The organism is Haloterrigena alkaliphila (assembly GCF_017352155.2).
GTDB classification, from domain to species: Archaea; Halobacteriota; Halobacteria; order Halobacteriales; family Natrialbaceae; genus Haloterrigena; species Haloterrigena alkaliphila.
In genome coordinates this window covers 146153-171586 of record NZ_CP084319.1, presented here as the reverse complement: position 1 = coordinate 171586, position 25434 = coordinate 146153, and the positions used below count along the sequence as shown (strand labels likewise).

At 60.1% G+C, this 25434-nt stretch carries 18 protein-coding genes and 2 pseudogenes; 9 read left to right on the top strand and 11 right to left on the bottom strand.

Annotated features, from left to right (window positions below; translation table 11 throughout):
* Positions 1 to 252: 252 nt before the first annotated feature.
* The 5 genes from J0X25_RS38350 (at position 253) to J0X25_RS38330 (ending at position 6596) form a co-directional block, all read left to right on the top strand.
* On the top strand, positions 253 to 2316 hold the full coding sequence (locus J0X25_RS38350; protein WP_226777022.1) for a hydantoinase/oxoprolinase family protein: 2064 nt from the start codon (positions 253 to 255) through the stop codon (positions 2314 to 2316).
* Positions 2313 to 4178 (top strand): hydantoinase B/oxoprolinase family protein, encoded by a 1866-nt coding sequence (locus tag J0X25_RS38345; RefSeq protein ID WP_226777021.1) that lies wholly within the window; start codon positions 2313 to 2315, stop codon positions 4176 to 4178. Before J0X25_RS38350 ends, J0X25_RS38345 begins: the two co-directional genes overlap by 4 nt.
* Positions 4179 to 4208: 30 nt before the next feature.
* Positions 4209 to 4850, top strand: coding sequence for an isochorismatase family protein (locus J0X25_RS38340; RefSeq protein WP_226777020.1), 642 nt, complete (start codon positions 4209 to 4211; stop codon positions 4848 to 4850).
* Positions 4851 to 5496: 646 nt separating this feature from the next.
* A complete protein-coding gene (locus J0X25_RS38335) occupies positions 5497 to 6090 on the top strand; it encodes a DUF7437 domain-containing protein (RefSeq protein WP_226777019.1) in 594 nt (197 codons plus the stop codon).
* Complete coding sequence (locus J0X25_RS38330; RefSeq protein ID WP_226777018.1) at positions 6087 to 6596, top strand: PIN domain-containing protein; 510 nt, start codon at positions 6087 to 6089, stop codon at positions 6594 to 6596. Before J0X25_RS38335 ends, J0X25_RS38330 begins: the two co-directional genes overlap by 4 nt.
* A gap of 43 nt (positions 6597 to 6639) precedes the next feature.
* On the opposite strand, the gene J0X25_RS38325 is transcribed toward J0X25_RS38330, so the two are convergent.
* Positions 6640 to 8097 carry a COG1361 family protein gene (locus J0X25_RS38325; RefSeq protein ID WP_226777017.1) on the bottom strand — a complete coding sequence of 486 codons (1458 nt, stop codon included), beginning with the start codon at positions 8095 to 8097 and terminating at the stop codon, positions 6640 to 6642.
* A gap of 669 nt (positions 8098 to 8766) precedes the next feature.
* Between J0X25_RS38325 and J0X25_RS39930 the strand changes: the two genes are divergently transcribed.
* Positions 8767 to 8919, top strand: coding sequence for an MEDS domain-containing protein (locus tag J0X25_RS39930; protein WP_226777304.1), 153 nt, complete (start codon positions 8767 to 8769; stop codon positions 8917 to 8919).
* A pseudogene (locus tag J0X25_RS38315) lies at positions 8877 to 9218 on the top strand (sensor histidine kinase); the annotation flags it as partial. The gene J0X25_RS39930 and the pseudogene J0X25_RS38315, both read left to right, overlap by 43 nt.
* A gap of 61 nt (positions 9219 to 9279) precedes the next feature.
* On the opposite strand, the gene J0X25_RS38310 reads toward J0X25_RS38315, so the two are convergent.
* On the bottom strand, positions 9280 to 10842 hold the full coding sequence (locus J0X25_RS38310) for an amidase (RefSeq protein WP_226777016.1): 1563 nt from the start codon (positions 10840 to 10842) through the stop codon (positions 9280 to 9282).
* 473 nt (positions 10843 to 11315) lie between these two features.
* Here J0X25_RS38310 and J0X25_RS38305 point away from each other — a divergent pair.
* A pseudogene (locus tag J0X25_RS38305) lies at positions 11316 to 11883 on the top strand (IS6 family transposase); the annotation flags it as partial.
* 14 nt (positions 11884 to 11897) lie between these two features.
* Complete coding sequence (locus J0X25_RS38300; RefSeq protein WP_226777015.1) at positions 11898 to 13229, top strand: phenylacetate--CoA ligase family protein; 1332 nt, start codon at positions 11898 to 11900, stop codon at positions 13227 to 13229.
* A 105-nt stretch (positions 13230 to 13334) separates the two neighbouring features.
* On the opposite strand, the gene J0X25_RS38295 is transcribed toward J0X25_RS38300, so the two are convergent.
* From J0X25_RS38295 to J0X25_RS38255, 9 genes are all read right to left on the bottom strand, one after another.
* Complete coding sequence (locus J0X25_RS38295) at positions 13335 to 15395, bottom strand: hydantoinase B/oxoprolinase family protein (RefSeq protein WP_226777014.1); 2061 nt, start codon at positions 15393 to 15395, stop codon at positions 13335 to 13337.
* Positions 15392 to 17539 carry a hydantoinase/oxoprolinase family protein gene (locus J0X25_RS38290; protein WP_226777013.1) on the bottom strand — a complete coding sequence of 716 codons (2148 nt, stop codon included), beginning with the start codon at positions 17537 to 17539 and terminating at the stop codon, positions 15392 to 15394. The genes J0X25_RS38295 and J0X25_RS38290 overlap by 4 nt, the downstream gene beginning before the upstream one ends.
* Positions 17536 to 17892, bottom strand: coding sequence for an acetone carboxylase subunit gamma (locus tag J0X25_RS38285; RefSeq protein ID WP_226777012.1), 357 nt, complete (start codon positions 17890 to 17892; stop codon positions 17536 to 17538). The genes J0X25_RS38290 and J0X25_RS38285 overlap by 4 nt, the downstream gene beginning before the upstream one ends.
* 41 nt (positions 17893 to 17933) lie before the next feature.
* Positions 17934 to 18902: a uroporphyrinogen decarboxylase family protein gene (locus J0X25_RS38280; RefSeq protein WP_226777011.1), complete on the bottom strand. Its 969-nt coding sequence runs from the start codon at positions 18900 to 18902 to the stop codon at positions 17934 to 17936.
* Positions 18899 to 20926: a hydantoinase/oxoprolinase family protein gene (locus J0X25_RS38275; protein ID WP_226777010.1), complete on the bottom strand. Its 2028-nt coding sequence runs from the start codon at positions 20924 to 20926 to the stop codon at positions 18899 to 18901. Before J0X25_RS38275 ends, J0X25_RS38280 begins: the two co-directional genes overlap by 4 nt.
* 233 nt (positions 20927 to 21159) lie before the next feature.
* Entirely contained in the window at positions 21160 to 21951 is a 792-nt protein-coding gene (locus tag J0X25_RS38270; protein ID WP_226777009.1) for an IclR family transcriptional regulator, read from the bottom strand.
* Between the two features lie 1023 nt (positions 21952 to 22974).
* Positions 22975 to 24114, bottom strand: a complete 1140-nt coding sequence (locus tag J0X25_RS38265) for a tyrosine-type recombinase/integrase (protein ID WP_226777008.1) — start codon at positions 24112 to 24114, stop codon at positions 22975 to 22977.
* 212 nt (positions 24115 to 24326) lie between these two features.
* The gene (locus J0X25_RS38260; RefSeq protein ID WP_226777007.1) at positions 24327 to 24884 is read right to left on the bottom strand and encodes an NAD(P)/FAD-dependent oxidoreductase; all 558 of its coding nucleotides are present in this window, start codon (positions 24882 to 24884) and stop codon (positions 24327 to 24329) included.
* Positions 24885 to 25210: 326 nt separating this feature from the next.
* Complete coding sequence (locus J0X25_RS38255; RefSeq protein WP_226777006.1) at positions 25211 to 25354, bottom strand: rubrerythrin-like domain-containing protein; 144 nt, start codon at positions 25352 to 25354, stop codon at positions 25211 to 25213.
* Between the last annotated feature and the right edge of the window lie 80 nt (positions 25355 to 25434).

Sequence of the window (25434 nt, the reverse complement as noted above, 5' to 3'; positions counted from 1 at the left end):
GCGGACTCGAGTCCGCACGCATACGTGTTCGTGAGACCCCGCCGCTAAAACGCGTTAGAGTATATTTCGATTCGTTCGAGCGCTTGACCAGCGCAACGAGACCGTCGTTTAGAGAAACCGAGGTCGACGGCGACGGAACGAGTCACCGATGGGGTCTGACCGAACTGCGAGCGACCGGTATATAAATGACCACCACTGGTTGGGAGAACGCTTACTCGAACTGCTCCGGTCATGGTACCCGTACGATACCATATGCCACACAACCTAGGAGTGGACGTGGGTGGGACGTTCACCGACGTCATCGTCTTCGACGAGGACACCCACGAACTCACGACCGACAAGGTACTCTCGACACCGTCGAACCCGTCGGAGGGGGTCATCGACGGGGTCGAAGAGGCCGTCGAAAAGGCCGGAACGACCGTCAGCGACCTGAACCTGCTGTTCCACGGAACGACAGTAGTGACGAACATGTTGCTCGAGGAGACGGGGTCCCGAGTGGGACTGATCACCAGCGAGGGTCACGAGGACATCTTACACTTGGCACGTGCGTGGACGCCGGGTCCGCTCTACGGCTGGATGGACATGGAGAAGCCGGCGCCGCTGGCGGACCTCGTAGACACGCGGAGCGTCAGCGGCCGGATCGGTTCGCCGGAGGGGGCCGAACAGGAGCCGATCGACGAGGCCGAGGTCCGAGCGGCGGTCCGGGAACTCGCCGATTCGGGCGTCGAGTCGCTGACCGTCGCTCTCCTGAACTCGTATCTGAACCCGACTCACGAGCGAGAGGTCCGGGACATCATTCAGGACGAGTGTCCAGACCTTCCGGTATCGATCTCCGCAGAGATCGTTCCGGAGTACGGCGAGTACGAGCGGACGCTGACGACGGTCATTAACGACTACGCCCGGCCGCAGGTCATCGACTACCTCGAGGATCTCGACGACTCGCTCGAGGACGCCGGCTCGACCGCGAAAATGAACGTCGTACGCTCGGACGGCGGACTGATGAGTTCCGACGCCGCGAAACACCGGCCGGTGGAACTCGCCCTATCGGGGCCGTCCGGCGGCGTCGTCGGCGCGGCGACCATCGCCGAAAAGAAGGGCGTTCCCGACGTGCTCACCCTGGACATGGGCGGCACCTCGACGGACGTCTCGCTGGTCGAGGACGGCAAGCCCGAGACGACGCGGCAGACGAAAGTCGGTTATCGGGAGTTCAAGTCCCGAGCTGTCGACGTGAACACGGTCGGTGCTGGCGGTGGCTCCATCGCTCGCGTCCAGTTGTCGGGATCGCTTCAGGTCGGACCCGAGAGCGCCGGTGCGGATCCGGGACCGGCCTGTTACGGGCAGGGTGGTGAGGAGCCTACCGTAACCGACGCGAACGTCGTTCTCGGGCGGATTCCGTCGAACGTCCAGCTCGGCGGGACGATGGACCTCGACCGCGACGCGGCTCGAGACGCGATTCAAACGGTCGCGGACGAGCGCGACAGTTCCGTCGAGGAGGCCGCACAGGCGATCCTCGATATCGTCAACGAGAACATGTACGGTGCGCTTCGGGTCGTCTCCGTCGAGCGCGGCTACGACCCGCGGGACTTCGGACTCGTCGCCTTCGGCGGTGCCGGTCCGATGCACGCCAACGCGCTGGCGGACGTGATGGACGCCTACCCGCTGATCGTCCCACCGGGACCGGGAGTCATGAGCGCCTTCGGCTTCCTGACTAGCGACGTCCAAAACGAGTTCTCCGAGACGTACCTGAAGACGGACCAGGACGTCGACGGGGCAGCGGTGTACGACGCGTATCAGGAACTGAAGCAGGAGGCGACCGACTGGCTCGTCTCCGAGGGCGTGGGCGAGGAGAACCACGCCTTCGAGTACTACGCCGACTGCCGGTACTACCGTCAGGACGTCCAGATGTCGATCCCGATCGATGTTTCGAACCTCCGGACCGACGAGGGAATTGCGGAGATCAAAGACGACTTCGAGGCGCGCCACGAGCAGCGCTTCGGCTTCTCGCTCGACGCCCCGCTGGAGATCGCGAACCTCCGCGTCATCGGTAAGGGCACGATCCAGGGCGTCACGCTCGAGGAGCGCGAGGTCGGCGGAGAGGATCCGAGCGAGGCCGAGGTCGGCACGCAGGAGGTCTTCTTCGACGACAGCTACCACGAGACGCCGATCTACGACCGAACGCTGTTGCGTCCAGGCAACGCCATCGCCGGCCCGGCGATCGTCACCGACGACGACTCGACGGTCGTCGTCCAGCCCGATCACACGGCCACGGTCGATCGGTACGCGAACCTCGAGATAACGCGAGGCGATTCACAATGAGCCAGCACACAGCCGACGCTACCCCCGATTTCGTCGGGGATCACGACATCGACGCGACGACCCTCGACATCATCGAGAACACGCTCTCGAACACGCGCCACGAAATGGACCGCGTCCTCGAGACGACGGCGATCAGCCCGGTCATCAGGGAACAGTCCGATCAGTTCCCGCTGATCGCCGACCCGCAGGGACGGATGGTCATGGGCCAGTTCGGCAGCGCCATCGACACGATCATCGAGAACGCTCCCTTCGGCTGGGACGAACTGAACGAGGGCGACGTCATCGCGACCAACGATCCCTACATGTGTGCCGGCGCGGTCTCGCACACGCCGGACATGCTGTTGCTTCGGCCGATCTTCTACGAGGGCGACCTCGTCGGCTTCGGCAGCCAGTGGGGCAACCTGATGGACGTCGGGGGGAAGACCCCCGGCAGCATGCCCGTCCAGGCGGCGACCATCTTCGAAGAGGGGATGCGACTCCCGCCGGTCAAACTCTACAAGGGCGGCGAGTTCGACAGCGAACTCCTCGAGACGTTCGCGCACAACACGCGGCTCCCCGAACACGCCGAGGCGGACATCAAGGCGCTCGCAGCCGGCACGGCCGTCGCCGAATCCCGCGTCCAGGAACTCTGTGAGCGGTTCGGGAAGGAGACCTACCTCGAGGGCTGTGACGCCATTCTCGACCGCACTCGCGACGGGATGATCGACCTCATCCGCGAGTTCGTTCCCGAGGGCGAACGCTACACCTTCGAGGACTACGTCGACGACGACGGGATGGGCAACGGCCCCATCAAGCTCCACCTCGAGATCTACCGCGAGGGCGACACCGTCCACCTCGACTGGGAGGGGACCGACGATCAGGTCCCCGGCACGGTGAACTTCCTCCTGAACGAGAAGATGTTCAAGATGTTCACCGGGGTCTTCCTCATCATGGCCTTCGACCCGCTGCTGACGTTCAACGACGGGTACTACGACCTCTTCGAGGTCAACCTGCCCGAAGGGACCGTCGTTCAGCCGGAGTTCCCGGCCGCCCTGGGTAACCGGCTGCCCCTGATGGCCCGACAGTTCGACGTTCTGCAGGCGACGTTCTCGAAGCTCATCGACGACTTCAGCGTCGCCGGCAGCTACGGCACCTCGCCAAACTTGGTCTACGCCGGTACTGACTCCGAGGGCAACGACTTCCAGATGCTCGAGATCCTCTACGGCGGCATCCCCGCCCGACCGGGCGGTGACGGCCTCGACGGCCACTCCTGGTGGCCGCTGTTCCGGACTGTCCCTGCCGAGTATCAGGAGGCCTACTATCCGCTTACCATCGACGAGTACAGTACGCGAACCGATACTGGCGGCGCCGGACAATTCCGCGGCGGCCACGGAATCACGAAGGTCTACACCTTCGAGGAAGACGGCGCGATCACGTTTCAGGACGACCGGGCACACACCTACCCGTGGGGCGTCGACGGCGGGAAACACGCCCAGACCAGCGAGAAGAAGCTCATCCGTACGGACGGCACCGAGGAGGAACTCCCTTCCAAGGTCGAGAACGTCGCCGTCTCGGCCGGCGACAAGCTCGTCTTCCGGACCGCCGGCGGCGGCGGACTGGGCGACCCCCTCGAACGCGACCCGGAACTCGTCGCTGAAGAGGTCCGGCAGGGGCTCATCTCGGCCGATGCCGCCCGCGAGGAGTACGGCGTCGTCCTCGAAGACGGCACCGTCGACGAGGCCGCGACCGAAGAAATTCGTGAGAACCGCCGCGAGACCCGTGGTGAGCCCGCGGAGTTCGATTACGGGCCGCTCCCGGACGACGAGGAACTCGCTGACCAGATTGCCGACGAGCGCCGCGAGTTCGAGGATCGCCACGACTGACGATCGATCGTCTACCGCACCTATCATGCTATGAATTGGATCGACGACACGGAGGACCGCTACGACGACCTGGAGTTCGGCGAGAGCGTCGGTATGGGGGAACGACCGGCGCTGCTCGTTATAGACCTCATCAACGCCTTCACCGACCCGAGTTCGAACCTCGGGGCCGACGTCGACGACGTCCTCGAGCAGACGGAGCGGCTTCTCGAGGCGTTCCGAGAACACAACCTGCCCCGATACTTCACCACCGTCGCGTTCGAGGATTCGTACGGCGACGCGGGGATGTTCGTGGAAAAAGTGCCTGCGCTCAAGGAACTCCGACTCGGTACTGACCGCGTTGAAGTGGACGAGCGCATCGAACCGATCGCCGACGAACGGGTCATCCTGAAGAAGTACGCCAGCGCCTTCTTCGGGACCGACCTCCAGTCAGAGCTGACAACTAATCGCGTCGATACCCTCGTACTCGTCGGTGTTACTACCAGCGGCTGCGTCCGTGCGACGGCAGTTGACAGCCTCCAGCACGGCTATCGAACGATCGTTCCGGCCGACGCCGTGGGCGACAGAGCGGAAGGCCCGCATAGGGCGAATCTCTTCGATATCGACGCGAAATACGGCGACGTCGTACTGACCGATACCGTCCTCGAGGAGATTACGACCTCGTCCGAGGAGTAACGAGTGGATGTATGTGCGAGGCGGTTCGAACGCGTCAAGCAAGCGTACGAATAGCAGTTGGCAGCGGACGGTATTGACATCCTCCACGGCGTGAACACCGTGGAATCCCACCTCTCCGTTGAGGCTGCGTTGGGAGTTTACGGTTCATGGGTGCTCGAAATTCGCTCGAACATCCCCGCTCCACTCAACCCGAACCTCGTCGGCGGCGATAGTGTCGCCGGGAGTCACCACCTCCGATAGAATTTCTCGTGGCGGCCGTCCTCCAACTGGTCGAGGTACGGCACACTTGTCAGAGATCTCTACGTCTGCGGGGCGTCAACGTGGCTCGGTGCCGGAAACAATGCGACCTCGGGTCGCCTCTGTACTCAACGTGTTCTGACGTCGCTGCTCAATGAGCACGTGATCGAGACAGCTGAGGAGTGTGTCTGCGACGCTGCGGCGGCGGTTCGGCGACATCTGTCGTAGCGCTTTGCCCGTGGTTGCTTTGAACCGGGCAAGCCTGAAGGCCCGCTCCAGTTCTGTGACCGCTATAGCCCGAGCCAGTCACCCACTGGACGCAACCTCGAGGAACACATCGTCGTGGCGCCAGCGGAGTGACCCAAACACTCTTTACTGTTTCACTGTAAAATGTAATTAGGAACGAACCGTGTCCCGCACCTCAAACCGCGCCGACGGCGACATCGTCCGTGACTTCCTCTCGGTCGCGGACCTGCTGGAGGAGCCTCAGCTGGCCCGGCTGTACGCGTATCTCGCTCGTGAGCCCGGCGCCACCGTCCAGGAACTGATGGACGAACTCGAGCTCGCCCAGGGCACAGCCTACAGCTACGTCAATCGGCTTGTCGACGCTGGCGTCCTCGAGGTCACTCACGACGAGCAGCCCCGGCGATACGCCGCCCGCGAGATCGACCTGACTGTGACGACGGCCGCAGGCAACCGGGAGTACACGATCACGCCGGCGCTGATCGACGCAGTCGGGCGTCGCGAGACGAACGGCGACATCGACACCTACATCGACCGCCACGGCGTCGCGGGCCTCGCGACGGCACTTACCTACGCTGTCGCTCGTGAACGTGGCGAGGTGACTCACCGCCTGATGGCCGAGGATCTAGATATCTCACCACTGGCTGCAGAGATGATCCTTCAGGCGCTCCGCCCCGTCGTCCATGAGCACTACGACATCGACGAATCAGGGGCGTCGCTCGACGAGTTGGACATCGACGGCGCTGCTGACGACGCGTGAGCGCGTTCCACATCGCTGACACCGGCCTGTTCGTCGCAATAGGACAGCCATCGAACAACCGGTACCAGGCAGTTCGTCGATTCGCCCGCCGGAACGACATCACATTCGTCCTGCCAGAGCGGGTATACGAGGAGTTAACCGTCGACGACCCCGACGTCGAGCCACCGCCCGTCGACGCCGCGATCGACGAAGGGTGGGTGACGGTCGCAGCGCCGCTCGAGTTTTCAGAGCCCATCGTCTCGCGGGCGATGGATGGCGTCCAGCGGTACATCGCAAACGCCGACGACCGCCCTGCGGACGAGGTCGAGCGAGCCGACGCCGCGCTCGCAGCGCTAGCTGCCCAGCACCTCAGTACGGGTACGGCGACCGAGGTGTACATCTACACGACGGATACCGCGGCCGGCGAGGGGGCTGAAACCGTTCTGGCCAGTGAAGGGTACGATGACTCGGTGACGTTCGTGAACGGCTTCCGGCTCATCGAGGATCTTCGCTCGAACGATCGCTAACGGAATACTGAGTTGCGATAGAACGGCGTGGCCAGAGCGGGCGTCAGTCCGCCACCACAACGGATTCCGACGCCGTGTCAGCACCAGTATCGATTACGACAGGGAACTCCTCCCGACCGCCTGTGGGCTGTCCAGCTTGGAACGTGAGTGTGAGCGAGGCAGATTCATCGGGATCAAGCGTCAACATCGTACTGTCCTCGATGGATGGGGAGTGCCCGACAACGAGTTCGATATCAGTGCGGCCGGTTTCGTCGCCAACGTTTTGGATCGTTGTGTTCACCTGTAGCGTGCCACCGGGGCCGACGGGGGAGTTTGTCGACATCCCCATGACGTTAAACGTAGCCGGGCGTGGTTCATCATTTTCAACGACAACCGTTCGCGTTGCCGTGTCCGCCCCAGTATCGATGACGACGGGGAACTCTTCGCGCCCACCCGCGGGCTGTCCGGCTTGGAATGTTAATGTCGGGGTCGCTGATTCTCCCGGGTCGAGGGTCAACATCGTGCTGTCCTCGGTGGATGGAGAGTGGCCGACAACGAGTTCAATGTCCGTGCGACCGGTTTCGTCACCGATGTTTTGGATTGTGGGAGTGACTTCGAGTGTTTCGCCGCCACCCACGGGAGAGTTCGTCTGCAGGCCCATGACACGGAATTCAGCGGGGTCCGACCCGCCGCTACTGTCGTCGACGACGATCTGGAATTCGGCGGTGTCATCGGCTGTTTCGATTCGGCCCGGGAATTCTTCACGACCGCCCGCAGGCTGTCCGGCTTCGAATTCGAGTTGGACGGCGGTCGATTCGCCCGCGTAGAGGTCGACCGATGTCGTATCGGCGCGTTCCGGATCGTGTCCGACGATGAGGTCGACGTTGGTCGTCCCGGTCACGCCGCCCTCGTTTTGGATTGTGGCGGTCACATCTAGTGTTGCCCCGCCGGGGATCGGAGAGTTGGTGTCCACGTTCGAGACGGTAAACGACGCGTCCTGTCGAACGGGTTCGAATTCCCAGATCGGGCCGTCGGCGATCGCACCGTTTTCGGTAACGACCAGTGCGGTCACGCCTTCTTGGACGATATCTTCGGTGCTGGGCGAAATACTGGCGGTTGCGTGGGTGCCGCTGATCGAGGTGACCTCCATCACATAGTCCACCGCGCGGGCCCACCAAATGACGCGGTCGAGGTTGCCATCGGGATCGTGGACGTCAAGTGTACACTCGAAGGTCTGGCCATCCTCGAGTCGACGTCTATTTTCAGGGGAGGGCCGGGCATCAGTGACGGCGGGTGGGGCGATTCCATCCGAACTTGTCGCAATGTTCCATGACGTTGTGCGGCGGTTCCCTCCTTCGGGGTCGACAACGGCCGTCACTTCGCAGTCCGATTCGATTTCATGCTGCCAGACTTGTACGTTCTGATGTTCGAGATAGGCACTATACCATGGCCCCATCGATAGCCCTGTGGATTCCCCATCGACGAACCATTCTGGATACTGATAGCGGTCGCCCGTGGACACTGGAGTCACCTCGAATATTAGAGACGTGCCGGGCTGAACGGTTAGCGACGGGTCTGGCGGGCGAACCCGACTGTGTTCCGCCGATTGTTGGCCACCCGCAGTGCCGATGGCGCTGATCGCGGCAACGACCCCTGCGACCCCTTTGAGAAGGGGTCGTCTGTTGAGTCGAGTTGGAAACATAGCTCATTCATTGGTTGACAGATAGTGAAAGCAGGACATGGTTACAGCATAAATCGAGTATTGGTTCGAGGAGGACATCTCTCAATCTGGAATAGGCTAGACCCACATCGAGTCGTAAACGTATATTTGTGTAGTAGTGGAGCGACTATTCGGCTATCGGACAGACTCCCACATTCTGAGAGTTGGTTCTCATAATGTCACAGGGCAGTATACAGCCTGCTAAGGTTTGGATAGCGATATCGGTTGCCTGTGTTGTTACTGGTCTATAATTGGGTTTTGTCACATAGTAAGTTCTCTCGCCGATTGCACAGATAGTTCGTGAAATTCAACCATATTACGACCAAGGAACGTATACCTACAGATCCGCTCTCTCTGATACTGATCCTCGTGAGTAAGACCAACCACCCCGCCGCAGGCGACGTCCTAAGCCTCGATAGCCCCCTTCAGGCCCTCCAGTCGAGTCCGCACTTCTGCGGGCCCGTCGAACCGATGGACGGGGACTTCTGCAATGATCACTTCGCGCTGATCTACGAGTCGCAGGCGGACCAGTTCGCAGCCGTTGTCCCGTTTATCCGTCAAGGACTCGAGCGCGGTGAGCGGGCGACAGCAATCAACTACAACAGCTCGTTCAGAACCTCTTGAGCAACGCAATCAAGTACTCGGGGGACACACCCCCGCGAATTCAGGTAACGGCAGAGCGAGACAGGGATATGTGGGTGATCTCAGTACAGGACAACGGAATTGGAATCGACAACGACGAGCGAGAGCGGATCTTTGACATCTTCGACCGACTGCACAGTCGCGAAGAGTACGAAGGAACCGGCATCGGACTCGTACTCTGTGAGCGGATCATCGAACGCCATGGCGGCGAGATCTGGGTGGATTCCGAGCCTGGAGAGGGGTTGGCGTTCTCGTTCACACTTCCCGACGTAGATACGTAGGAACGATATATAGTTGGATCGACGAGCGGACTCTCTCAATAGTCGATCTGCAATCAGACGGCTACGGTTGATCCTCCCACTCCGTGGCACGTTCGTACGCTCCGGCTAGCGCCAGAAGCGTCGTCTCGTCGAACCGAGAGCCGACGAGCATCGCACCCACCGGGAGTCCGTCCGGCTTCGCACACGGCACCGACACGGCTGGATGGCCGGTGAGGTTGAAGGGACAGGTGTTGACGATCGTCTGTATCTCCCGCTCGAGTGCGTCGACTCGATCGAAGGCCGCCGGCCCTTCGAAGGCACGCGTTGCCGTCGTCGGCAGGAGGAGAGCATCGTGCTCCGCCAGGATCTCGTCATACATCTGTCGCGCAGCCATTGCGACGTTGCGCCCTTTCGCGTACGGTTCGACACCGTACGTATCCGCCAGAAACTCGCCTGCGAGGAGCGACCGTTTGACCGTCGGTGGCAGTTCGTCTGTCCGAGCGTCGAGCGCCGACTTGAGCGCTCTGGCAAGACGAGTCCACGTCCAGCCGGTGTGGTTGGTTCCGACGCCGCCCTCTCGGAGGAGACGCCGTCCACCCTGTGAGGCGATGGCCGCCCATGCGCTCACTCCTCGTCGATGGATCGGCACCGAAACTGTCTCACAGGAGACACCGAGGTCCTCGAACGTCGCTGCGGTATCCCGAACAGCGTCGTCGACTTCGGATTCAGAGAATTCCCAGCCGAATCCCTCCTCGAGGACCGCAATTGAGAGGGATTCGATGTTGTCGTCGACGGAGTCAGCGTACGAGTCAGTCTCGAGGGATCGTGGCTGGCGCTGGTCTAACTGGATCCCGTCAACGACGTCGACGCCGGCGATCGCATCGAGCGCAGTGGCGACGAGATCGACGGTCGGGGCCATCGGGCCGATGTGATCGAGACTCACTTCGAGCGGTAGCGTACCCGTATAGGGAACGAGTCCGTGAGTGGGTTTCAGTCCGACGAGTCCACACCAGGAGCTCGGAATGCGGACCGAGCCGGCCTGATCGGTTCCGAGTGCGACGTCACACTCGTCGTTTGCGGGAGCCGCGGCCGATCCACTGGACGAGCCTCCGGGAAGCCGGTTCTCCCCATGCGGGTTCTCTACCGGGCCGAAATCAGAGATATCACCGCGACCCGACCAGGCGAAACTCTCCATGTTAAGCTTGCCAGCGATCGTCGCACCGTCTTCGAGGAGGCGGGAGACCACGGACGCGTCGATCCGGGGAACGAACCCCTCGAGCACTCTGGATCCGGCCGTCATCTCGTACCCGGCGACGGCGATCGAGTCCTTGACGCCGACGGTGACGTCCGACAGCGGTCCGTCCGTCTCGCCGCGGACCTCACCTTTCGTGATCCAGGCGTTCAGCGGATCCTCGTCCACAGTCGGCCGGTATCCCCGCTCCCTGCCGTCGAGAGTCACCGGTTCGAGGCCCGGATCGAACGACGGTCCCTGTTCAATCCCGGCCAAGCCGTCGATCGCACCGGAGACTAGGGTCTCATAGTCGTCGCGTTCGTTAGGCGTTAGAGAGAGTCCAATGTCCGCCGCGAGCGACTCGAGCGTCTCTCCATCTGGTCGGCGAAAGACGTGTTTGTCACTTCTTGGCATTGCAGTGTCCGTCTATCGGCCGTTCGAACGTAGTTGTATGGATCTCACGTGACCGTCACTGTGAGACTGATGACAACGCCGCATACGATACATAGTTGACGGGAAACGATGGCAATAGCGAATCTACTCAGCGATAATAGGCTCTTCGACCAATCACTAGCGAGCGGTCTAATCAATAGGTTGTGGAAAGGGCGACATGCCACACCCCCTGTGCGAAATGAACTATCTGGTCGTCGAAAAGCAGAGACGACAGCTATACTGACCATCAACAGATGGTTTTTGAGATGTGCTCCTACCTCCGACTCGCGGATAGAATTGTGGGATAGATACAAATTAGGCCTATTTCACCTATTGGCTCTATTTCACCTATTGTACTTATTGTACCTATTCGTAAAACGGGAGTCACACTTCAGCCCTGTTCTAGAGGCACCCATCAATCGGCTCCGCTGGGCAACTATGAGGAATGATAGCGGAATTTAACCAACCTCTCACCTTCTAATATAGTTCGGGAATTAGAGAGGTCCGGTATCGAACGGAGTCGAAAGGCCGTCCACGATTGGATTCACAAGTGCAATCTACAGCCAACGGATGACGAGAAGCCGAATCACGTCGCGCTCGACGAGACAGTGATTCAACTCAACGAATATCGTTATTGGCTGTACACTGCTGTCGATCCAGAAACGAACAATATTCTCCATATGAGGCTGTAGTCAACGACTACGACCGCGTTGACAGAACGGTTCCTGCAGGAACTCACTGAGAAACATGATCTCGATGATGCCGTGTTTCTCGTCGATGGAGCAAAATATCTCTAAACTGTACTCCGTCAATCGAGGCTCCGATTTCGATATGAAAAATAGGAACGCTGCTGAACGTGTCTTCAGTGAGATAAAACGACGTACTTCTTCGTTCTCAAACTGTTTCAGTCACGCACAACCGTCAACAGCTGAATCGTGGCTCCAAGCCTTCGCCGTCTGGCACAATGCTACAAACTCAACACGACCATTTCAGCACACCCTGAATTTATCATATCTCTCGTAATATGGAGAGATGCTATGGGCGACGCATATGCTTCGATAGAGACCAGACCGTGGACCGAGATCAAACGGCTGCACGAGGACCTCCTCGCGGAACAAATCGAGTACCTCGCGACGGAGTCAGGCTTCTATCGGGATCGGTTCAACGAGTGGGAGATCGATCCGGCGGATATCGACTCCCTCGAGGCGTTACGAGACGTTCCGTTCACGACGAAGGACGACGAGCGCGCGTGTCAAGAGGACACCGATGCCGAGCGGCCGCTCGGAGACCATCAGGCAGCGCCGACTGAGGCTCTCAACCGGACCATTTCTTCCTCCGGAACGACTGGTAAGCCGACGTACTTCGGGCTGACGGACGCCGACCGGCGGAAGTGGAACGAGGTGCTTCAGCGCTGTTTCTACACCGCCGGTATACGTCCGGAAGATACCGTGATCTTCGGCGTTGGACAGACAATGGTTCCAGGTGGAACGCCGTATTTCGAGGGACTCACTGAACTGGGTTGCAACGTCGTCCCTGCAGGCGGCGGCACCACTGATCGACTCCTCTCCGCGATCACGGACCTCTCGGGCGACGTGCTCTTTACTACGACCTCTCACCTCCGATATCTCTCGGAGAACGCACCGGAACTGCTCGGTCACGACGTTGACGAACTCCCGCTCACGAAACTCATCGGCGGCGGCGGACCCGGAATCGCGAATCCGGAGATCCGCCGAGAACTCGCCGAAGAGTGGAACGCGACGACGGTTCGAGAGATCATGGGACTGGGAGACGTCATCGCCTGTCTCTGGGCCGAATGTGATCAAGAAGATGGAATGCACTATCACGGACAGGGACACGTGCACGTCGAACTGATCGATCCCGAGACGGGGAAAGTTACTCCGTTTGAAGAGGGTACTGAAGGCGAACTCGTCTACACGCCCTTGCAGCGGGAGGCGACGCCGCTATTGCGATTCCGATCTGGTGACGTCGTCCGCGTGACTGGGACAGAATGTCCCTGCGGGCGGACCTCCCCAAAGATCCAGTGCATCGGACGGACGGATGATATGCTCATCTACAAGGGGATGAACGTCTTCCCGTCGGCGCTTCGTGACGTCGTCTCCGATGTCGATGGGCTTCTGCCCCATGCACAGGTCGTCGTTCCCGATGCCGACAAAGTGCACTTCGAGGAACCAATTCCGCTTCGCGTCGTCGTTGATCCGGACAGTAATCGCGATACGGACAAAATCGTCGACGATGCGATCTCGATGGTCCGCTCTCGATTGAAGGTGCGAATCGATCCACGCCCGGCCGACCTCGAGTCGATCGAACTTTCGGAGTACAAGGCGGATCTAGTAGTTAAAGACGACTGAATCCACGATTCATACGTTCTCATGAAGAGTGCGTACTTATCGGACCGGTCTCCGATGCGATAGTCGAAGAAATGAGTCGCGTGCGCCCGATCTGACGGGAGCGAGCTACTGTCGCATCACTGGTTCCGTCTTCTCTCCATCTGGCCAGCTGCCGTAGTTCTCGAGGATCTCGTCGTCGGGTCGCTTTTCTTCCCACTCGTCGATGAATCCGCCGAACGACTGGGCTTCCTCGAGTCGCTGCTGGCGGAATTCCTCTCGACGGCGTTCGGTCGCTTCCTCGTCGACGGTGAGCGTCTCCTCGTCGTACTCGATCTGGTAGATCTCCTTCGCGGACCGATGGGTCACGCGGTCGTTTTCGATGTCCTCCATGACAGCGTCGGGATCGCGCTCAAGCGCGTCACCGTATCCGCAGCCGCCACCGGAGTGACCGACGAAGAGGTCGCCGTTCTCGTAGGGCTTCGACTCGCGGACGTGGCTAGTGATATTGTAGTCGGCGTCCAGCGTTCGGTCCTGCAGTAGTTCGATGAGGTCGTCGGGGACGTACTCCCCGTTTGCCATCCGTTCCTTGAGATCCGAATCAGTGATTGTGATCCCAGGGATCGTTCGTGGCGCGTAGCCGCCGAACAGGCCCTGTCCGGTCACGAGCTTCGAGTTGTGACAGATCGACAGCCACTCGACGACGGGAACGTGGTGCATCATGTATGCGATCTGCATCCCGATTCCGCCGCGGTGCTTGCCATGGCCACAGGAGTCGGTCCCGTGGCGGAAGTACTGATGCGTGAAGGGGTATTCGTTCTCGACGAACTCCATGTTCGAGGCATGGCCAAACGGACACCATGGGAAGATTGCCTCGTCCTCGCCGTCGCGCCGGGCCTGCCCACCAGTACCGTCGGTGTTGAGCGCGTGAGACATGAGGTCAGCGACCGGCTCACCGTGCTGGTTCTCGGCGCCGAAGGCGTACCCGGGTGCGGTATTAGCCATCGGTGCGGTGACGTGCTCGTTCTCGCTGTCCTCGTCGTACATCGACCGCGAAAACAGTGTCGTCGTCGAGTCCATGATCACCTGGTTGACCATCACCGCTTGGACCGTCGACGCCTCCGGATCGGGGTAGAGGATCGATCCCTTCGGGATGTCGAAGTCGATGAGGTCGTAGGTCCCGTTGCTCTTGGGCAGGTCGTGGAATGGGACGCTGAACATGTAGTTCGCGGTGTGAGCGATAGCGGCGACCGGTTGAGTGTTGAACGAACCATCGTTCTCCGGCGAGGTGCCACTGTAGTCGATGTGTATCTCGGGACCGTCCTTCTCCATCTCCGCCTTCAGCCGCCAGAGGCCGTCCTCGTAGCCGACCGTGTCCGCAAAGTGGACCGTCTGGAAGGTGCCGTCGTTCCACTCATCGATGCGCCTCTTGGCACCCTCTTGGGACTCCTTGATGTTTCGGCGAATGAGTCCCTTGAAGAAGTCCGGCCCCTTCTTATCGATGATGAGTTCCTTGATGCGTCGACGGACCCGATCGCAGGTCGTGACGCGAGCCCTGAGGTCAATCTCGTGCATCCGGGGGGCGCGGGAGATGAAGTTCTTCTGCATCTCCACCATGTCGCTTTTGAGCTTGTAGTCCTCGCCGATCTTGATCGGCGAGAGCTTCATCCCCTCGTCGTGGCGAGTCCGAGCGGAAATCGGCATGCCGCCGGGTTCGATGGCGCCAGTCTCGGTCGTGTGAGCGGCGGCGGAGACCCACGCCATGATCTCCCCGTCGTGGAAGACGGGCATGAACGCGATCTGGTCGGGGTTGTGGATGCCGCCGTAGAGCGCGTCGTTCGCGTAGAATACGTCACCGGGCTCGACGCCGACGGTCTCGTCGTCGGCGAAGTTGTTGATGACGTACTTCAGCGGTGGGACGCCCGTGACGACGTGCAGGTACGCGCCGGCCGCGGAGTCGACGAGGTCGCCCTCCGGCGTGTAGATGGCGACCGCGAGGTCGCGAGCGGCGATGAACTGCGAGACGCCCGAGCGGACGAACACGTCCATCCCCTCGTCGAGGATGAGCCGCAGGCGCTCGGAGTAGATCTCATAGTCGCCGTGTTCTAGGTCGTCCATGCAAGCCAGTTCGTCTGAGGACGGTTCTTCGAGGTCGAGCCAGTCGATCAGTTGGTCGCGGTCGACAGTCATTGGTTGTCTCCGTCAGTTTCGAGAATTCCGTTGCGGTATTCGTCCAGGCGGTAACTCCAATCGTCGGGGACGGCCGTCGTCGTGTAATCGGCGTCGACGACCGCGGGCCCTTCGATCTCCATCCCAGCGCGCAGATCCTCGTACTCGAACACCGGGGTCGAGACGTACTCCTCGCGCCCTGTCCACATAATGTCACGGCTGCCGGTCCGTGCCGGCGAGGGGTCAGTATCGTTCAGCGACGCAGTGGGTAGTTCAACGTCGGGGCTGGCGACTCGTGACTTCAGCGCGAAGTTCTCCACGGTGATTCCATGGTCAGGCGTGACCGAGTACGAGGAGAACCGCTCCTTATACTGGTCCATGAAATGCTCGCAGAGGGCCTCGACGTCTGCCGCCTCGCCCAGTTCAATCCGGGGTGACTGCACCCGGACGACGTGGATCTGACCGCCGAAGCGCATGTCCAGTTCGAGTTCGTACTCGATGTCGTCCGGGTCGTAGCCCTCACTTCGGATATCGCGGCGCCCCTTCGCCTTCAGGCCCTCAACGACCTCGTTGAATGCCTCGTAGTCGGTCGTGTACTCCGCTCGTTCGCCGGACTCGCGGAGGTACATCGAGTGCGACTGCTCGTAGATGTGCAGCGTGTCCATCGTCGCCGATCCCATCGCGCAGAACACCGGTGAGTACGGCGTCGTGACGACGGTGTCGATGTCGAGATACGATGAGTACGATGCGGCGTGCAGCGGCCCTGCACCGCCGAAGCTGTAGAGCATGAACTCCCGTGGGTCATGCCCGCGGAGCATCGTCTCCTTCCGGACGGTGTTGCCCATGTTCCCGTCGGCGATCCGCCGGATGTTCGCGGCCGCCTCCTCGACGTCCATCCCCGCGGGATCAGCGACGTGGGTCTCGATCGTTTCCTCGGCGCGCTCAACCGCCAGCCGCTGGTTCCCCGCGTAGAACTTCTCCGGGTCGATAAATCCGAGGACGACGTCGGCGTCAGTCACTGTCGGCTTCGTGCCACCACGGTTATAGCAGGCTGGCCCGGGGTCGGCACCGGCGCTCTCTGGACCGACCTCGATCCGCCCGCCGAGGTCGTCGTTGACTGACGCGATCGATCCGCCTCCGGCGCCGATCGACTTCGATTCGATCATCGTCCCGGAGACGCGCCAGCGGTCGATCACCGGCTCGAACTCGTAGGACTCGACGCCGCCTTGGGTGAGGATGCCGATGTCGAAGCTCGTACCACCCATGTCGGTCACGACGGCCTTCTCGTAGCCGAGCACGTCGCAGAGGTACTCGCCGCCCTTCAGGCCGGCGACCGGGCCGCCGTTGAACGTCTCGACGGCGGTCGTCTTGTATGACTCAGCCATTCCCCCGGTGTTGTGGAGCATCTGAATGTCGCCCTCGTAGCCGTGGACCTCTAAGCGGTCCTTGATGTCAGCGATGTGCTCCTGCATCAGCTCCGAGAGGTACGCGTCCAGCAGCGTAGTGTTGGTCCGCTCGTACTCCTGCTTGGTCGGCATGACCTCCGAGGAGAGGAACACGGGGATGCTGCCGAGGTACGAGGGCGGGTACTCTTCCCGAACGAGTTCGCGGAGACGCTTTTCGTGCTCCGGATACTCGTACGACCACAGGAGGTTCACTACGATGGCCCGAGCGCCCTTATCGACGAGATTGCGGATCTGCTCGCGGGCGTGCTCCTCGTCGAGCGGTCGTAGGACGTTCCCCTCACTGTCGACGCGCTCGCGGATGCCGTTGGTTCGGGAGTCCGGGACGAGGTACTCCGGTTTCTTCGCGTCCGAGATGTTGCGCTGCTCGCTGTCGGTCAGACCGTCGGCCCACCGCGGCCCGCGACCGATCTGGGGATAGTCTTGGACGCCTGCGGTGGTGAGCAGTCCGAGCTTGGGACCCTTCCGCTCGATGAGCCGATTCATCGCTGTCGTCGTCGAGTAGCGGATCGAGTCCACCTCACCGATGAGGTCCTCGAGACCGAGACCGAGTTGCGAGGCGCACTTCTCGATACCACGGAAGAAACATTCCGACATGTCGTGCTCCGTCGTCGGCGTCTTCGCCGAGACCACCTCGCCGTCGTGGACCGTGAAGCAGTCGGTGAACGTTCCGCCCGCGTCGATGTTGATCTGGGTGGTCATCCGTCGTGTTCCTCCTTCAGTTTCTCGAGGTCCAGTTGCGTGTCGTTCGTGATCGGATGGCCCGGCGGGAGGTACTCGTTCTCGATCATGGTCCCGCAGCCGGGACAGTAGAACTCGACGATCCGAACCCAATCGGGGTCCGGTGCGAACGAGTACTCCTCGTCCTCGAGGATCGGCGGATGAACCTCGCGCGGGTTGCGCTCGTTCACCAGACAACCGCGCTTGTAGTTCTCGTTCGCCGGCCCCAGCGTCTCCGTACACCGGGCGCACTGCCACTGTTCGTTCGTGAGATCGACCTCCAGGTATTCCGCGACCCGTTTCGTTCGGTTCGTGGTAGTATCAGTTTCTCCCATGTTCCGTGATCGGTATTGGTTTTATGTCGTCGGTCATTGTGCTATCCATCGGTCTCCGGCCGTCCGTCGCTCACTGCCTGTAGCTCCGTCGGATGGATGTCCGGCGGGACTTCGCGACCGCTGGCGAGGAATCCCGAGTTCGGGAGGTCGGCACACCGTTCCTCGACCCGCGTCCGGATCTCGTCCGGCTCCGCTTCCAGTAGTTCATCCGTGATTCCGCCGCCGACGCGAACGTCCGGGTAACGCTCGGCGCTCGCTGCCGGGTCGTCGGTATCGAGCAACACGCCCGCAGGTTGAGCGCGCTCGAGGACCGCCTCGATCGTCGCGTCCGCGTAGCCGTTCGGGGCGACGACGAGCGGCGTGTTGTAGAAACCGGTTATATTGTCGAGCATCTCCAGCGTCTCGACGGTCACGTCCGCAGCGTCCCCGCTACCCTCGTCGAGCCGATCGACGTCCTCGTAGACGAGGATAGCATCGACGTTCGCCTTCCCGAACGCGCGGCCGAGTTCGCCGATGGCCGTCCGGATCGGTTTAGTGCGATCGGTCTCGAGAGCGGCGTCCGCGCCGAACGTCGCCTCCAGGGTCGTCAGTGGACCGGGAACGACGCCGACGACCGCGGGCTCGTCGAGGTTGGTCGCGAGCCGCTCGCCGACGTCGGTCACCGTCGGAAGCCGACCGCGGTCCTGTACCGTCGACGGATCTGTCACTTCGTCGGGTGACGCGATGGGGTCGACTACGTCGAACGAGTCCGTCGACTCGTTCCATTCGACCGCCGCGCCCAGCGCCTCCGCGACGAGCGTCGTATCGATCGCGGTACAGACCGCATCGGGCTCGAACAGTCGATACGCACTCTGAATCCCGTTGGTCTGCTGCGTGGCGTTCGAGAGGAATATCTCCGGGGGGACCTGGTTGATCGATGCGGCGAGCCGCCCGATCAGCGGAAACCAGGGTCGGGGATCGTCCTGGCGACCGCGGAAGTACTCGACGGCCGATTGACTGCGCCCGCTCATCGTTCGATGATTCCGTGTTCGTACTCGTCGATCTCGAAGGTCCAGGCGTCGGGGATCACGTACGTCGTGTCCGTCGCCTCGATGATCGCGCGGCCGTTGACGACGTTCCCCGGCTCAAGGTCTTCACGCTGGTAGACGTCGGTCTCGACCCAGCCGTCGTCCGGCCAGTAGGCCGTCCGCGTGGACTTGTAGGCGTGTTCGGGGTCGCTCCCCTGGAGCTCTCGTTCGGTGAATCCCTCGGTCGCGACCGGGCCGATCGCCGTGAGGACCAGCGTGTCGAGACCGATCGACTCTTCGGGATCGGAGCCGAGCCCCTCAAGCGCCTCTGCGAGGTCGTCCGGGCTGTCGATTCGGATCGGCACGGACCGTTCCTCGACATCGCCGTCCGATCGGACGAGCATCGTAAGGTCGAACATGATCTCGTCGGCGTCGAACCCTTCGCCGCGCATGTCCTTCGTCGCCTCCGTCTCGAGTTCTTCGACGGTCTCGTTGTAGGCATCAACGGAGACCGACGGCTCGGCGATCGTCGATCGGCTACCGAACGCTGCCGTGTATCGGTGTTCGACGTCGAGCGTTGCCCCGCCGAAGGCGCTGAACTCCGCGGCTGCCGGTGCCGTGATGATCCGTTCGATCCCCGCCTTTTCAGCGAACGTACAGCAGTGCATCGGTCCCGCACCCCCGTACGCGATGACCGTCGTCTCGGCCGGATCGGCTCCCTCGTCAAGCTGGTCCGTGATCGATGCCGCGATGTTCTCGTCGACGCGCTCCCGAACGCGCAGCGCCGCCTCCGCGACGGAAACGTCAAGCGGGTCCGCGACCGATCGTTCGATCGCATCTCGAGCGCGGTCAGCGTTGAGTTGCTTGTCACCGCCGAGGAAGTAATCGGGATCGATGTATCCGAGGACGACGTCGGCGTCGGTAGTCGTCGGTTCGAACCCGCCGAGATCGTAACAGGCCGGACCGGGCTCGGCGCCGGCGCTCTCCGGGCCGACGGTGAACTCGCCGTCGTCAACCGAGGCAATGCTTCCGCCGCCGGCGCCGGCCGTTCGAACGTTGATCATCGGCACGTGTACTGGCAGCCCGGAGACGGTCGGTTCGAGTTCCCGATCGACGCCGTCATCGGTGATCGTTCCGATGTCGATGCTTGTACCGCCCATGTCCGTGCTGATAACCGACTCGAGGTCGTACAGTTCGCGAAACGCCTTCGCACCCAGGACCCCGGCGACCGGACCGGAGTTGTACGTGTGAAGCGCAACCGTCTTGGAGACGCCGGCGACGCCACCGGTTGACTGGCCGACGAGTAACGGGTTCCCGTAGCCGCTCTCGCGAACATCGTCCTCGGCCTTGTACAGCGATCGGGCCATCGGCCGGTGAATGTACGCGTTAATGAGCGCCGTTGACGAGCGCGCGAGGTAGCCCGGTCGACTGGTGACTTCGTTGGCGGTCAGTACCTGATTTGGTCCCAAATAATGGGGCGGATACTCAGTTTCGATGATCCGCCGGGCCCGTTCCTCGTTCTTCTCGTTGTAGAACGAGTTGTCGAGGCTGATGACGAGAAGCTTCGCCCCTCGGTTCATCAGAGTCTTTGCCGCTTCGAGGACGTCCTCACGCTCGACCGGATCGACGACTTCGCCGTCCGAGTCGACCCGTTCGGGGATTCCCGTGACGAGGTTTTCGTCGGTCAGGTCGGAGACGCCCTCATCGTCATCGGTCTCCACTTGGAACAGTTCCTCCTTCCGGTCGTCGGTGACGATCAGGCCGATCTGCGGACCGGATCGCTCAATGATCGTGTTCGTCCCGATCGTTGTCGAGAACCGGATGACGTTGGTATCGATGAGCAACTCTTCCGTTGATCGCTCGAGTTTCTCTGCTGCCTTATCGATACAGTTCCGGAAGCAGACCGTCAGGTCGTGATCTGTCGTCGGGACCTTAACCGTAGTAGACCCCTCCGGATACGAGACGTACCCGTCGGTGAACGTCCCACCAGTATCGATACTGACGTAGTGTGTGTCTTGTCTTGGCATCGCACACCCTATGCCGATGTCAGTATCGAATTTAAATGTTTCCCCTATATAAGGGCATCATGCATTGTCAACGAATGGCCGGTTTTCATCGACCGGTTACTGACGGCTTCCCGGACAGAGAGCGACGACTCGAGTGAAATCCCCCTCGGTGGCTTCGGACAATAGCGGAAGCACATTCTTGGTTCTGTATCAAAGCGAAGCAACTCAAAGCACTACTGACCGACAACTTGTGTCTACCGCCCGTTGGGATCGGACTGAAGGTTGATCTCGATGTTGTTCGCCGATCGAGTCACGAGTTCTGGGAGTTCGTCGCGGAAGTACGACCCCCGCCAGTTGCTCGCGGCACCGGAGACGCTTATCGCGCCGATTATACCACCACTGCTGTCGATCACCGGCGCTCCAACAGCGCGGATACCACGCATCTGTTCCTGATCGTTCAGCGCATAGCCGCGCTCGCGGATTTCGCCTAGTTCGTCCAGGAGTTCGGAAAGATCCGTGATCGTGTTTTCAGTGAATTCCGGGAGTCCGAACTCCGCCACAATCGTTCTGACGCGCCGTTCAGGTAACCGGGAGAGAATCGCTTTTCCCCCAGCAGTGCAGTGGATGTGCTCTCGCGGTCGATCTCGCTTCCGAGCGTGAAAGTCCCGGCCAACGGCGTTCTCGCCGAAAACCTCGTAGAGTACGATCAGTTGCCCGTCATACTCCGTGAGTAAGTGGGCGACGCCATCGCTCGCGTAAGCGAGCCGATCCACCTCTCCCCTCGCTGCTTGATACAGCGAGCGCTGCATGCGGACGTGTTCACCCAGTGGCAGGAGTTCAAGCCCGAGCGCGTACTCGTCACCGTTCTGTTCGACGAATCCCACCTCACAGAGCGTCGCAAGGTACGCGTGAACGGTTCCAGGTGAGAGATCAAACTCATCCGCGAGTTCCGTTACCGTCGTCGGACCGACTTCTCGGAGATGTATCAAGAGTAAACAGGCTCGTCTAACTGACTTGATCCGCCGTGATGGGGTGTCAGATGTCATATTGGTGCGTTCGGAATGCAACACTTAATCACTTCTGCGCCTCAATGGTCCACGACAGTTATTTCAACCCTGAATATCACACCATAATAATGTCAGTCGGCGATAGAGATCTGATTTTCATTTATCATTCCGACCTGTAACCGCCTACAATAACTGATAACGGAAATCGGTAATTTTGCTGCTAAACACAGTCAATAGCGATCACAGGTCTCGGGAAATGAGCCTTAGCGTTTAGAGACCACTCGTTCGCATATATCGAAGGGAGGAGCAACCAGGTTTCCGAGCGGTCAAATCGAAACGATAGTAGTCTTTTACAACTGTACTTTTGTATATTGGGGTGGAGAAACATGCCCGATATAAACCATGGCTATGAAAGCGGGCATTCGATAATAACGAAACCGAGATCCCATATGAAACCATCAATAAATTGCCAAGTTGAATAGATGCTGAGTCACAGTTGGAGACGTTCACAGAACAGTATCAAAATACGAAGCGTTCCGAAGACGGCGCAGTCGTCGCGGATCGCGGTTGATAAGATCACTATCAAGATCAACGGCGACTGGTCTTGGGTATATGATGCAATCAACATAGACTCACGTTGATTCGTGATGGTGTAATCTTCGGATGACGAGGGACCGATCCAGCCGCTGCATTTCTGCATTAGTCGACGGGAAACACGATCTCTCCAAGTAGGTATTTCTCGTCGATAGATACAGATATCTGGTTCCCCTTCCTCATTACGGATTATTTATTATATTGATTATATTTATAATAGTCTGACCAAATGGCAGTTTCATGTCATCAAGATATATGTTGATCGCTTCTACAATTCGTGGGTGGTCAGTCGGGCGAGTGTTAGAGAAAGAATTGAATAGTTTGTACACTACTACAACACACATCGGCCGTACCGATAAATTAATAGATATGTAAAGAATTCGCTAAACTAGACAGTGCCGGAAAGGCAGACTTCTCCAGTAACCGAAGTGGGGAAGCCCTCAAGAAAGATCTATGGGCGCGGCCGCTTCACGAATCGTGTTCGGTAAACGCGTCACCGGCATCTTTGGCCATCTCTTTAGCTTCGATATGAGAATAGGACGTTCGGACGACCTCTTCGCTGTTATCCAGGAGTCGAGCGGCAGCGGTGAACCCTCGTTGTCGAACCATTACCTCGCCCGCACCACGACGTCCGCCGTGCGGGGCGAGATAGTCGTGTTTTCCCTCGAGTTCCAGATCGGCTTCCGAACAGAGCCGGCGCATGATCCGGCGCGCGCCATCGGTGTTGATCGATGGCGGCGTCAACTCGTAATCACGCAGCGCTTCGAAAACGTCGGTCTGCCCGGTGAGGTCGTCGACGAATCCCTCGATTTCGTCGTCCGACCAATCGTATTCCGCCCGGAGCCCAGTCCGGAGCGTTTCGTAGAGCGACGGGAGATGGAAGGTCGGGAAGACCGGCCACTCGTCGGTCGCCGGCTCGAGGAGTTCGTGATATCGTTCCATCGGTCCAACTGCTTGTTTCGTCAGCGAGCGGTCGGACCAGTCCTGTTTCTTCGCGAGAACGGTCATCGTACGGTCCTCGAGCGACACGTCATCCCATCGTAGGCCGTTCCGCCGCGTGTCCTTCGGATCCGCGAAGATCTCCCCGCCGCGAACCCCGGAGTAACAGAGGACGTAGACGAGCGCGCGATCGCGGAACTCCCGGATCGCGTCGAACCCCTTCTCGTCGGCCGCCTCGTGGGCTCGTCGATCGACGTATCGCGTGATCAGTCGCCGATGTTCGTCGGTCCAGGCCTGCTGATCGCCCGATCGCCGACCGTCGTTCTCCGGGAGCGGCTCCTTCGCGACGTTTCGCTGGGCATAGTTCGCTTCGAGGAGCCCCTCGCGAACGCACCAGCCGATGTAGGCGCTGACGTGCGCGTAGTACGTCCGAATCGTCCCCTGAGCGAGGTCGCGACCGGACAGTTCGCGGGCGTATCGCCGGAACGTGCGTTCGTCGAGGTCGCCGAACGTCCCGTTTGATCGGGCATCGTCCGCGAGCCACTCGAGAAAATCCTCGACGCAGCGTTCGAGATTCCGTCGGTAGTTTCCGCTATCGTCACCGCCCTTCGATTTCGAGCGAAGGAACTCCTCTAGCGGTTCCGCAACCGATGTCGACTCGGAATTCACGCTCGCTCACCCTCGAGGGACAATTTCCGACTTCGTTCCATCGTTCGTGATTCGTAGAGGGGGCACTCTCCCATAAAACTACGCTTGATTACTAGCTATTCCTGCGTCACTCATAGAAATACAATCAGACTTGACTCCGATCGGAGCGAAACGAGTCCAATACTTTAGCTTTCCGTAAATCGTTCCGGCGAGAACGATTCGATGGCGACCGGCTATTTACGACCCCTGACCAGTTCCGAAACGACCAGGCCGGTACACGGACCGAGATGTAATCCCGTCGAGCCGTGACCGGTGGCGATAAACGCCCCAGTTACTCCGGGAACGTTGCCGATGATCGGCCGACCGTCGCTCGAGACAGGCCGCAGCCCAACGCGAACCTCGAGGAACTCTGCGTCGGAGGCGCCCGGCAGGAGTCTCGTAGCCCCGGACAGTATCGTCTCGACGCCCTCGACGGTGGGATATGCGTCGAAGCCGCTGTCTTGCTCGCGTGTCGCACCGATCGCGATACGGCCGTCGGGCCAGGAGACGGCGTATAGTTCGCCGAAGGCGTTCACGATCGGCCACTCGTTCGTCTGATCGTCGAACGCATCGGTACGGAGGTGAACGATCTGCCCTCGCTCCGGCGTAATCGGAAGTTCGATCCCCAACTGGTCGCCGAATCGGCCCGACCACGCGCCGCCAGCGATCACCACGTTCGGTGCTTCGTAGCTGCCACTTTCCGCATCGACGCTCGTGATTTGGAGAGGGGACGGACTCTTGCAAAATAGCACTTGACGATATGCTAATCAAGTGTATTAAGCGCGACCATCTATTCTGGTTATTTCGGCAGTTAAAGCCATATCTGGGGCAGATACTACTGTAATAAAGTTTATACCGGTATGTAGACTCGAATAGTTCGAGTTTCAGAGATTGATCGTCTAGATTTCCACCCACCAGCTAGCGGTACCACACACCGCTCTCAGCCGTAAACCATGACGTTCTGCGACACCATCGAGTTAGCAGAGTGTAAATAACGAGTCTCTCTCTTCGTATAACGTCCAATACCTACTGCTTTGGCTACCCGTAGAGATAGCAGGCTGGAAACGAGGATTGAACGTTATTCGAGGGAATTTGCCCGGTTCTGCATTACCCTATTACACTTTGGACAATTACCAGGGTGAGACGTTGAACGTGTGATTTCACCGCACTGTAAACATTCATACTCCGATTCATTTTCGGAATTATCTTGGCCGTCAAACATCACCACGTTCTGTGATACGCACGGATATAATATTTATTGTGCCCTAGTATATTATCTCCTAATATACAACTGGATGGGAC